We start from the raw sequence: 11,109 nt of genomic DNA, 5'->3' as shown, positions 1-11,109 counted from the left end.
TGCGGGCCGGTGGGGGCTGGGCGCGCAGTTCCCCGCGCCCCTAGGGGGTTGGCGTCCAGGTGAGTTTTTGGGGGCGCGGGGAACTGCGCGCCCAGCCCGGACGGCGCCGCAGACGACACACCACCTGTCCCGGCACCCCCTGCCTCGTACCGCGCCACCAACTCCTGCCCCTTCTCCAGCACCCCCGCCGGCAGGCGAACCGTGCCCGAGGCCGCCGCCACCAGGTCCACCTTCGCGCCTATCTCCGCCGCGAACTCGTCCAGGCGTCCGGAGTCGGCGGCCGAGCGCATGTCGACCAGGGCCACCACCACGTACCGGTCTCGGGGATAGCGCCCGTGGAGGTCGCGGATCGTGTTCAGGACCGTGTTGCCGGTCGAGAACTCGTCGTCCACCAGGACCAACGGGCCCTTGCCGGCAAGGAGTTCGGGGTTCTCGGGCAGCAGCAGATGCGACGTCGCGTGGGAGTGGGACTCCTCGAAGCCGCCTGCCGTGGCCACGCCGGGGACCGGGCGGCGGGTGGAGTGGAGGTAGGGGGCGACGGCGATGCCGTCGGCCACCGCGTGGCCCAGGCCCGTCGCGGTCTCCGCGTAGCCGAGGACCACCGAGCGGGCGGACTCGTCGGGGCCCAGCAGGTCGCGGACTCTGCGGCCCAGGGTGAAGCCGTAGCCGTAGACGATCGACGGGGACTGGGGGACGTGTTTGCCGAGCACGTTCGAGACGAGGAGGTGGGCCCGTTTGGGGTTGCGGCGGAGAGCCAGGCCCAGGAGGTCGGTCAGTTCGGGGTCGCCGAGGAGTTCGACGCCGAGCCGCTCCGCGACCCAACTGCCGGACCAGACCCCGTTGTTCACTGCCTTGTTCATGCGTCCCTTGCGATTCAGCCGGGGATTCCGGCGGCGAGCAGCTCCACGAAGCCGACGTCCTCGCGTGCGACGCCGAAGATCTCGGCGCGCAGCATGGTCCGCTCGGCCCAGGCGCGGTGCGGCTTCACCTCGTTCATCTTGTTCGTGTACGCCGAGCGCAGCACACCCCCGCCGCCCCGCTCGGGCCGCAGGATGTCCTGCGCGTCGCAGAACTCCTCGTGGCTGACCACGGACAGCGCGTGCACGGGCAGCACGTGGGTGGGGTGGATGCAGGTCTTGCCCATCAGCCCGTTGGCCTGGTCGAGGGCGATCTCGCGCAGCAGCCCGTCCATGGCGTGCTCGATCAGCGCCTCGCGCAGCTCCTCCGCCTGGCCCTCCAGGAAGGGGCTGCGGCGCAGCTGCGGCTTGAACATGCGCTCCTGGACCCGGAAGTACTCCCACACCGGGCCGGTCACCGTGAAGCCGGTGCCGTCGGCGCGGCCCAGCATGTTCACCACGTCGCCGATCACGTTGGCGACGATCTGGACGTCGTAGGCCGTCATGTCGGAGGCCCTGCGGAGGCCGTAGGAGGAGCAGAAGTCCGTCACGCCCAGGCGCAGGGCGAGGACGCGGTCGCGGTACTTGTCGACGGCGCGGGAGATGCCCTCCAGGGTCTCGACGCGCGACTCGCGGTAGAGCAGCTCGGGCGACTCCAGGACCGGCATGCCGAACAGGCGCCGGCCGCTCTCCGTCTCGGCGTCGGACAGCGCCTCCAGGAAGGGCATGCCGCGTTCCTCGGTGAACTTCGGCATCACGAAGCCGGAGAGGAGTCGTGCGGCCGGGCCCATGCGGCGGACGAGATCGGGGATCTGTTCGGGCACGCGGACCCGGATGAACAGCAGCGGCAGCTCCGCGCCCGGGCGGGCGGCCAGCTCGGTGAACTGCTGGACGAGGTTCTCCTCGGCGGCCGGGACGTCCTCGTCGCCGATCGAGTCCTCCAGGCACAGCACCATCGACACGACGCCGCGCCCGGCCAGCTTGACGATGTCGTCGGCCAGGTGGGGCCGGGTGGCCGGGCTGTAGAGCGTGGCGCCGAGGGCCGCGGCGAGCAGCCGGGCCGGTGAGTCCGCGTCGAACTCGCAGGGCTCCTGGAAGAAGAGACGCTGCCGTACCTCAGGGGCAATGTGCCCGAAATGACGCATAAAGCTCCCCCGTGGTGACGATGTGACTCGTGATTGTTTTCGATAGGTGGCCGGTAATAGTACGTACAAATCCATGTCAGGGGTTCCCGCCGGGCATGAACTTCAGGTAACTCGGCCGTGTCGGTGTCCGAACCCCCACGTTGTCGTGACCAGGACCGAGAGGGCAGGATGACCGCATGACGCACGCGATGCTGAAGGGGTCGAACGTCCCGTTGGAGGCCACCACGGTACGTGCCGTGCTGCGCTGGACGCCCGGACAGGGTGTCCCGGACGTGGATGCCTCTGCTCTGCTCCTCGGCCCCGCCGGTCAGGTGCGTTCCGACGAGGACTTCGTCTTCTACAACCAGCCCCGGCACCCGTCCGGGAAGGTCTGGTGGCTCGGCAAGAAGCGTGTCGCCGAGGGCCCCACCGACACGATCCAGACAGATCTGGCCGGTGTCGAGCCCGAAGTCAGCCGGATTCTGGTGGTCGCATCGGCGGAGGACAAGACCTTCGATCGCGTACTGGGCCTGCGCATCTCGCTGTACGACGCCGCCGTCGCCGAGGGTGAGCCGCTGCTGTATTTCGACATCAAGCCGGAGACCGGCGAGGAGACCGCGCTGATCTGCGGGGAGCTGTACCGGCGGGGTGAGGGGTGGAAGTTCCGGGCGCTGGGCGAGGGGTACGCGAACGGGCTGCGCGGGCTGGCCATGGACTTCGGGATCACGGTCGACGAGTCGGAGGCCGCGAGCGTCCCCGAGGTCTCGCAGCCGTTGCCTCCGGCGGTTTCCACGCAGTTGCCTCCGGCGGTTCCGGTGCAGTCCGGGTACGGGTATCCGCCGGCGGCGGCACCCGCGCAGGAGCCGGTGACTCAGCCGGCTTACGGGTATCCGCAGGCCGCACCTGTGGGTGCCGGGACTTATGGGTATCCCCAGCCGATGCCTGCGGCGAGTGCGGTGGATCCTGACTTCCGGTTGCCGCCGCAGGGGCCGCAGTTCATCTGAGGGTGAGTGGGTAGTTTTTCGGGTGCGGGCCGGTGGGGGCTGGGCGCGCCCGCGCGGCGGAGCCGCAAATCGACACAGCCCCGCGCCCCTGAAGCTGCCCCTTCGGGGCGCTTCAGCGCTCCACCTTCGTCTTGTAGCCCCGCCCCCACTGCAGTCCCCACCCGTACAAGCGGTCCAGTTCTGCCTGGAAGCCGTAGACGAACTTCACCTCTCGGCGGACCACGAACTCGCCCTTGACGTTCTCGATCATCACCACCGCGCAGGAGCGGGCCTGGGGGTGGCGTTCGTCGAGGCCTATCTCGATGCGGGGGCCGTTGCTGGGGTAGAGGGTGACGATCGCGTGGGTGCGGTCGAAGGCCGGGGTCTGGTCGTAGATGTAGACGAAGACCAGTAGGCGCTTGATCTCGTCGCGGTGGTCGAGGTTGACGTACATCGTCTCGCCGGACGCGGAGCCGAAGCGGTCATCGCCGCTGAGCTTGACGTACGGGGGTGAGTTGACGTCGCCGAGGAGGCCGCCGAGGGGCTGGACGACGCCCTTGGTGCCGTCCATGAGTTCGTAGAGGCAGCCCAGGTCGAGGTCGACGTTGACCATGCTCTGGCTGTGGCCCATGACCTCGGGCGGCTTGAGGGCCTTGAAGGGGTGCCGCAGCAGGCTGTCCCGCTGGAGGCCGCCGATGTCGGAGGTGCGCATCCGCCAGGTGAGGTTGACGCGCAGGTTGCCGGTGGCCGCGCCCTGTTTGGTGAGCGAGACCTGGTGGTGCCGTTTGGTCAGTTCGATCGCGTTGCTGGCCGCGCTGCCCGAGTCGAAGTCGATCTCGCGCCGCCAGATTCCGTCGAAGAAGCCCATTCCCGCCCCCACGTCCACATCACGCACGACAAAACTGACGGGGCGGCGGACCGAGGGCATGTCCTCTGTCTGCCGCCCCGAACAGAGCGTTCCCTTACCAGGGAGCTTGTCACACCCCGGACGAGACCTCAGTCTTCTCGTCCGAGCCGGCTTTTCCCTCGGCTTCCGCGAGGGCGTTGTTGCGGCGGACCGAGGACCAGAAGGACCAGCCGATCAGGACCACGCCGACCAGGCCGGTGATGACCTCGTTGATCTGGTACTGGATGGTGACCATGAGGATCACGGCGAGGGCGCCGATCGCGTAGTGGGCGCCGTGCTCCAGGTAGACGTAGTCGTCCAGGGTGCCCTGGCGGACCAGGTACACCGTCAGGGAGCGGACGTACATCGCGCCGATGCCGAGGCCCAGCGCCATGAGGACGATGTCGTTGGTGATGGCGAAGGCGCCGATCACTCCGTCGAAGGAGAAGGACGCGTCCAGGACTTCGAGGTACAGGAACATGAAGAACGCCGCCTGGCCGGCGAGGACCACCGCCGAGCGCTGCTTGCCGGTGCGCGCGGCCTCTTCCTCCTCCTCGTGCTCCCGCTCCTCCTCTTCTTCGAGCTTGTCCTCGAAGTAGCCGGAGAGCCCGCCGACGATCATGTAGGTGATCAGGCCGGAGATGCCTGCGATCAGGACCGTCTGCGCCTTGTCGGTGTGCGCGCCGCCGTGCTGGTGGGCGTGGGCCGCGAAGGTGAACGACGTGATCAGCAGGACGATCAGCGCGATGCAGACCGACAGCATGTCGACCTTGCCGAGCTTGGCGAGCGGGCGCTCGATCCAGCGCAGCCACTGGATGTCCCGGTCCTCGAAGATGAAGTCGAGGAAGATCATCAGCAGGAACATGCCGCCGAAGGCCGCGATCGCCGGGTGGGCGTCGGTGACCAGCTGCTGGTAGTGGTCCTTGTTGTTGAGTGCGAGGTCGACCGCGTCGATCGGGCCGATCTTGGCGGTGACGGCGACGATGACGACGGGGAACACCAGCCGCATGCCGAAGACGGCGATCAGGACACCCACCGTGAGGAAGATCTTCTGCCAGAAGGCGGACATCTTCTTCAGGATCCCGGCGTTGACCACCGCGTTGTCGAATGACAGCGAGATCTCCAGGACGGCCAGGATCGCCACGATTCCGAAGGCTTCCCACCCCCCGTAGAACGCCGCCGCGACCAGGCCGAGCGCGGTGACCGCGAACGACCAGCCGAAGGTTTTCAGAAGCACTGGCTACCCAATCCCTGTGTGTACGGGTCTCCCCCGCGCCGCACTCGGCTTTACTTAAAATTTGACGTCGGGCACTGAGTCTAGATGGAGACCGCCCCGACCGGGACAGCTACCCCGTACCGGTCGGGTAACCCGCAGGTCCTGGGGGTTCAGCCGTGCGAACGCGACTTCGTCCCCTCGAAGATCACGAGAAACGGGGAGACGTAGCCGGACGCCTCGACGGGTGTGGCGTGACCGGCCACGACCAGTACGACACCGGCGACCAGGGCCGCGCAGTACATGAGTGCGTTGATCGCCTGGGCGGGGCGCTGTTCGGGCTGCTGCGGTTCACTGGGCATAATGAACGGACTCCCGTCCTTCCGAGGGCGGCGAGCTCCCGAGAGCCACCTGCCTCGTTACCAGGCGCAGCAGGTGGCTCTCTCTTGTCGTCGCCGAGCCACCCCGAGTGAGCGGCCCTTTACGAAACGTTGACCCCGAAGTCTAGGGCGATGCCCCGCAGTCCCGACGCGTACCCCTGTCCCACCGCGCGGAACTTCCACTCGCCCTGGTAGCGGTAGAGCTCGCCGAAGATCATGGCCGTCTCGGTGGAGGCGTCCTCGGAGAGGTCGTAGCGGGCGAGTTCCTGGCCGTCGGCCTGGTTCACCACGCGGATGAAGGCGTTGCTGACCTGGCCGAAGGTCTGGCCGCGGTTGTCCGCGTCGTGGATGGAGACCGGGAAGACGACCTTGTCGACGTTGGCCGGGACCTTGGAGAGGTCGACCAGGATCGACTCGTCGTCGCCCTCGCCCTCACCGGTGAGGTTGTCGCCGGTGTGCTCCACCGAGCCGTCGGGGCTCTTGAGCTGGTTGTAGAAGATGAACCACTCGTCCCCGAGCACCCGGCCGCCGTTGCACAGCAGTGCGCTGGCGTCGAGGTCGAAGTCGGCTCCGGTGGTGGAACGCGCGTCCCAGCCGAGCCCGATCAGTACGTTCGTGAGGTTCGGTGCGGCCTTGGACAGGGAGACGTTGCCCCCCTTGGCGAGTGTGACGCCCATTGTGCTGGTCCTCCCCGAGGCGATGCTGCTGTGTGAGTTGTCCTGCGCTCCCCCGGAGGGGAACCCCCCGGCGCCGCACGCTGACCGTGCGGCGCCGGGCGGTGAAGCCTTGGAACGTCAGACGTTGACGCCGAAGTCCTGGGCGATGCCGCGCAGGCCCGAGGCGTAGCCCTGGCCGATGGCGCGGAACTTCCACTCCGCGCCGTTGCGGTAGAGCTCGCCGAAGACCATGGCCGTCTCGGTCGAGGCGTCCTCGGAGAGGTCGTAGCGGGCGATCTCGGCGCCGCCGGCCTGGTTCACCACGCGGATGAACGCGTTGCGGACCTGACCGAAGGACTGCTGGCGGTTCTCGGCGTCGTAGATCGAGACCGGGAAGGTGATCTTGTCGACGTCGGCCGGGACCGCCGCCAGGTTGACCTTGATCGCCTCGTCGTCGCCCTCGCCCTCACCGGTGGTGTTGTCACCGGTGTGCTCGACGGAGCCGTCGGGGCTCTTGAGGTTGTTGAAGAAGACGAAGTTGGCGTCGCTCGCGACCTTGCCCGCGCTGTTCAGCAGCAGTGCGCTGGCGTCGAGGTCGAAGTCGGTACCGGTGGTGGTGCGGACGTCCCACCCCAGACCGACGATGACCGCGGTCAGGCCCGGGGCCTCCTTGGTCAGTGAAACGTTGCCGCCCTTGCTGAGGCTGACTCCCACGAGTCCTCCATTGGTGTCCAGGGGCGGGGATGCCCCGTAGTGCGTCGGTATCGGATCAACGTCTCGATCCTAGTGACGGGTTCCCGGCCCTCGCAGGCCCTGGAACCTAACAATCACAGGGTGTCGAGGGCCTTCACGTACTCGCCGAGGTCGCGTGCGTCCGGAAGCCCGTTGACGACGGTCCAGCGCACGACGCCCTCCTTGTCGATGATGAAGGTGCCGCGCAGGGCGCACCCCTTGTCCTCGTCGAAGACGCCGTACGCGCGCGAAGTGTTGCCGTGCGGCCAGAAGTCGGAGAGCAACGGATACTCCAGGCCCTCCTGTTCGGCGAAGACGCGCAGGGTGTGGATGGAGTCGTTGGAGACCGCGAGGAGTTGGGTGTCGCGGTCGGTGAACTGCGGCAGGTTGTCGCGCAGGGAGCACAGTTCGCCGGTGCAGACGCCGGTGAAGGCGAAGGGGTAGAAGAGCAGCACCACGTTCTTGTCACCGCGGAAGTCGGAGAGCTTCACGGTGGCGCCGTGGTTGTCCTTGAGCTCGAAATCGGGGGCCTTGTCGCCGACCTGGATCGCCATCTCGTCCTGCATCCCTTCGGTGGGGCTGTTCGGGTGAGAGCACCCTGGGCCCACCACCCTACGCAGCGATCACGGCATGCGGACGGACGGGCTGGCGTGGCCAGCCCGTCCGGGGTTCGACGATCGAGGTACCTCCGTGGACTACCTCTTGGACTTGGCCGCCTTGGGCGTCACCAGCCGGCTGCCGCTCCAGTCCTTGCCCACGCTGACGCTCTTGGCCGCGGAGAGTCCCGCGGTCGTGGCGGCTTCCGAGATGTCGCTCGGCTCGACGTAGCCGTCACGGCCCGTCTTCGGCGTCAGCAGCAGGATGGAGCCGCCCTCCTCGACGTACGAGATGGCGTCCACCAGCACGTCGGTCAGGTCGCCGTCCTCGTCGCGGAACCACAGCACCACGGCATCGGCGACGTCGTCGTAGTCCTCGTCCACCAGGTCGCTGCCGATGACTTCTTCAATGGCCTCGCGGAGTTCCTGGTCTACGTCGTCGTCGTAGCCGATCTCCTGGACCACCTGCTCGGGCTGGAACCCCAGCCTTGCGGCAGGGTTCGTCCGCTCCTCCGCGTGGTCCGCGGTCGCGCTCACGGGTTGCCTCCTGATCATGTCTTGATGAATGTCCAGCATCGCGCGTGCGCGAAGCATTGGCCGTAGTCCACACGGACGGGCCGGATCGCGCAAGTACCCGGCGATTCGGAACGCCGAAACGGTGACGATCCTGGCCGTGTCGCCGCAACTCCAGGCACGCTATCGCGGCCACTGGTGACGTACACCACAGCGTTCTGCCCGGTTTGCACGTTTGAGAACCCTCCGAGGGTACGCGACTCGAATGACTTTGCTAAACGAGTCACGGTTACCTCACGGTAGAGATGACGATTGCCGCCCCGCGGTAGACCATGGGGAACGGTGCAGCCCCCTCACCCAGCTCCCTCTGACAGGTAAGGAACAGCGTGGCTTCCGGATCCGATCGCAATCCGATCATCATTGGCGGCCTTCCGAGTCAGGTTCCTGACTTCGATCCCGAAGAGACCCAGGAGTGGCTCGACTCGCTCGACGCCGCCGTGGACCAGCGCGGCCGTGAGCGGGCCCGCTATCTGATGCTCCGGCTGATCGAGCGGGCCCGCGAGAAGCGCGTGGCCGTGCCCGAGATGCGCAGCACGGACTACGTCAACACCATCGCCACCAAGGACGAGCCGTTCTTCCCCGGCAACGAGGAGATCGAGCGCAAGATCCTGAACGCCACCCGCTGGAACGCCGCGGTGATGGTGTCCAGGGCCCAGCGTCCCGGTATCGGGGTCGGCGGCCACATCGCCACCTTCGCCTCCTCCGCCTCGCTCTACGACGTGGGCTTCAACCACTTCTTCCGCGGCAAGGACCAGGGCGACGGCGGCGACCAGATCTTCTTCCAGGGGCACGCCTCGCCGGGCATCTACGCCCGCGCGTTCCTCCTGGACCGGCTCAGCGAGCAGCAGCTCGACGCGTTCCGCCAGGAGAAGTCGAAGGCCCCGTACGGGCTGTCCTCGTATCCGCACCCGCGGTCGATGCCGGACTTCTGGGAGTTCCCGACCGTGTCCATGGGCCTCGGCCCGCTCGGCGCGATCTTCCAGGCGCGGATGAACCGCTACATGGAGGCGCGCGGGATCGCGGACACCTCCAGGTCACACGTGTGGGCGTTCCTCGGCGACGGCGAGATGGACGAGCCGGAGTCGCTGGGCCAGCTGTCGATCGCGGCCCGCGAGGGCCTGGACAACCTGACCTTCGTCGTCAACTGCAACCTCCAGCGGCTCGACGGCCCGGTGCGCGGCAACGGCAAGATCATCCAGGAGCTGGAGTCGCAGTTCCGGGGCGCCGGCTGGAACGTCATCAAGCTGGTCTGGGACCGCACCTGGGACCCGCTGCTGGCCCAGGACCGCGACGGTGTGCTGGTCAACCAGCTCAACACCACGCCGGACGGCCAGTTCCAGACGTACGCCACGGAGACCGGCGCGTACATCCGCGAGCACTTCTTCGGGCACGACCACCGGCTGCGCGCGATGGTCGAGAACATGACCGACGACCAGATCCTGCACCTGGGGCGCGGCGGGCACGACCACCGCAAGGTGTTCGCGGCCTTCGAGGCGGCCAAGGAGCACAAGGGCCAGCCGACCGTCGTGCTCGCACAGACGGTCAAGGGCTGGACGCTGGGCCCCAACTTCGAGGGCCGCAACGCCACGCACCAGATGAAGAAGCTGACGGTCGCCGACCTCAAGGGCTTCCGCGACCGCCTGCACCTCCCGATCACCGACCAGGAGCTGGAGTCCGGCGCGCCGCCGTACTACCACCCGGGCCGGAACTCGGAGGAGATCCAGTACATGCACGACCGGCGCAACGCGCTGGGCGGCTACGTCCCCACCCGCGTCGTCCGCTCGAAGCCGCTGGCCCTTCCCGAGGACAAGACGTACGCGAGTGTGAAGAAGGGCTCCGGCCAGCAGTCGATCGCCACCACCATGGCGTTCGTACGGCTGCTCAAGGACCTCATGCGGGACAAGGAGATCGGCAAGCGGTTCGTGCTGATCGCACCGGACGAGTACCGCACGTTCGGCATGGACTCCTTCTTCCCGAGCGCGAAGATCTACAACCCGCTGGGCCAGCAGTACGAGTCGGTGGACCGCGATCTGCTGCTCGCGTACAAGGAGTCGCCGACCGGGCAGATGCTGCACGACGGCATCTCCGAGGCGGGCTGCACGGCTTCGCTGATCGCGGCGGGTTCGGCGTACGCCACGCACGGCGAGCCGCTCATCCCGGTCTACGTCTTCTACTCGATGTTCGGTTTCCAGCGCACCGGTGACCAGTTCTGGCAGATGGCCGACCAGTTGGCGCGCGGTTTCGTCCTGGGCGCGACCGCGGGTCGTACGACTCTGACCGGTGAAGGCCTGCAACACGCGGACGGGCACTCGCAGTTGCTGGCCTCGACCAACCCGGGCTGTGTCGCCTACGACCCGGCGTACTCGTACGAGATCGCCTACATCGTGCAGGACGGGCTGCGGCGGATGTACGGCCCCGACAGTGAGGACGTCTTCTACTACCTCACCGTCTACAACGAGCCGATCCAGCACCCGGCGGAGCCTTCCGATGTGGACGTGGAGGGCATCCTCAAGGGTGTTCACCGCATCAGCCGGGGTGCCTCCGGCACGGTTCCGGCGCAGATCATGGCGTCGGGCGTGTCGGTGCCGTGGGCTCTGGAAGCGCAGCGGATTCTCGCCGAGGACTGGAACGTGCGGGCCGATGTCTGGTCGGCGACCTCCTGGAACGAGCTGCGGCGCGAGGCGGTCGAGGTCGAGCGGCACAACTTGCTGCATCCCGAGGAGGAGCAGCAGGTTCCTTATGTCACGCGGAAGTTGAGCGGGGCGGAGGGGCCGTTCGTGGCGGTTTCCGACTGGATGCGGTCGGTTCCTGATCAGATCGCTCGGTGGGTGCCAGGTACTTATCAGTCGTTGGGGGCTGATGGGTTCGGGTTCGCTGATACGCGCGGGGCTGCTCGGCGGTTCTTCCACATCGACGCGGAGTCGATCGTGGTGGCTGTGCTGACGGAGTTGGCTCGGGAGGGGAAGGTCGATCGGTCTGTGTTGAAGCAGGCGATCGATCGGTATCAGTTGCTGGATGTTGCCTCGGCCGATCCGGGTGTGGCCGGAGGAGACGCGTAGTTTTTTTGCCT

11 protein-coding genes are annotated in these 11,109 nt (G+C 67.4%); 2 read left to right on the top strand and 9 right to left on the bottom strand.

Translation table 11 applies throughout. The features are described from left to right. Together JHN45_RS30325 and JHN45_RS30320 are read right to left on the bottom strand one after the other, a co-directional pair. Positions 1 to 860, bottom strand: an 860-nt coding sequence (locus JHN45_RS30325; protein ID WP_201051739.1) for a phosphoribosyltransferase domain-containing protein, incomplete at its 3' end; no start/stop codon positions are given. Between the two features lie 14 nt (positions 861 to 874). Further along, positions 875 to 2,041, bottom strand: a complete 1,167-nt coding sequence (locus JHN45_RS30320; protein ID WP_200717216.1) for an HpcH/HpaI aldolase/citrate lyase family protein — start codon at positions 2,039 to 2,041, stop codon at positions 875 to 877. Between the two features lie 176 nt (positions 2,042 to 2,217). On the opposite strand from JHN45_RS30320, the gene JHN45_RS30315 reads away from it, so the two are divergent. Then, positions 2,218 to 3,024 carry a TerD family protein gene (locus JHN45_RS30315; protein WP_201051737.1) on the top strand — a complete coding sequence of 269 codons (807 nt, stop codon included), beginning with the start codon at positions 2,218 to 2,220 and terminating at the stop codon, positions 3,022 to 3,024. A gap of 112 nt (positions 3,025 to 3,136) precedes the next feature. On the opposite strand, the gene JHN45_RS30310 is transcribed toward JHN45_RS30315, so the two are convergent. The 7 genes from JHN45_RS30310 to JHN45_RS30280 form a co-directional block, all read right to left on the bottom strand. Then, positions 3,137 to 3,871 carry a Tellurium resistance gene (locus tag JHN45_RS30310; protein WP_200717218.1) on the bottom strand — a complete coding sequence of 245 codons (735 nt, stop codon included), beginning with the start codon at positions 3,869 to 3,871 and terminating at the stop codon, positions 3,137 to 3,139. A 109-nt stretch (positions 3,872 to 3,980) separates the two neighbouring features. Continuing rightward, positions 3,981 to 5,126, bottom strand: a complete 1,146-nt coding sequence (locus JHN45_RS30305) for a DUF475 domain-containing protein (RefSeq protein WP_201051735.1) — start codon at positions 5,124 to 5,126, stop codon at positions 3,981 to 3,983. A 149-nt stretch (positions 5,127 to 5,275) separates the two neighbouring features. Beyond that, positions 5,276 to 5,464: a hypothetical protein gene (locus JHN45_RS30300; protein WP_200713455.1), complete on the bottom strand. Its 189-nt coding sequence runs from the start codon at positions 5,462 to 5,464 to the stop codon at positions 5,276 to 5,278. 119 nt (positions 5,465 to 5,583) lie between these two features. Continuing rightward, positions 5,584 to 6,159: a TerD family protein gene (locus JHN45_RS30295; protein WP_019067108.1), complete on the bottom strand. Its 576-nt coding sequence runs from the start codon at positions 6,157 to 6,159 to the stop codon at positions 5,584 to 5,586. Between the two features lie 117 nt (positions 6,160 to 6,276). Further along, complete coding sequence (locus JHN45_RS30290; RefSeq protein ID WP_019060360.1) at positions 6,277 to 6,852, bottom strand: TerD family protein; 576 nt, start codon at positions 6,850 to 6,852, stop codon at positions 6,277 to 6,279. Between the two features lie 113 nt (positions 6,853 to 6,965). Beyond that, positions 6,966 to 7,424, bottom strand: a complete 459-nt coding sequence (locus tag JHN45_RS30285) for a peroxiredoxin (RefSeq protein WP_200713458.1) — start codon at positions 7,422 to 7,424, stop codon at positions 6,966 to 6,968. A 141-nt stretch (positions 7,425 to 7,565) separates the two neighbouring features. Next, positions 7,566 to 8,003, bottom strand: a complete 438-nt coding sequence (locus JHN45_RS30280; protein WP_019067106.1) for a DUF3052 domain-containing protein — start codon at positions 8,001 to 8,003, stop codon at positions 7,566 to 7,568. Between the two features lie 362 nt (positions 8,004 to 8,365). Here JHN45_RS30280 and aceE point away from each other — a divergent pair, with 362 nt between their 5' ends. Further along, positions 8,366 to 11,098 (top strand): pyruvate dehydrogenase (acetyl-transferring), homodimeric type, encoded by a 2,733-nt coding sequence (gene aceE / locus JHN45_RS30275; protein WP_201051733.1) that lies wholly within the window; start codon positions 8,366 to 8,368, stop codon positions 11,096 to 11,098. Positions 11,099 to 11,109: the final 11 nt, after the last annotated feature.

This window comes from Streptomyces sp. MBT53 (assembly GCF_016654115.1).
Classification (GTDB): domain Bacteria; phylum Actinomycetota; class Actinomycetes; order Streptomycetales; family Streptomycetaceae; genus Streptomyces.
This window is presented reverse-complemented; position numbering and strand designations above follow the sequence as displayed.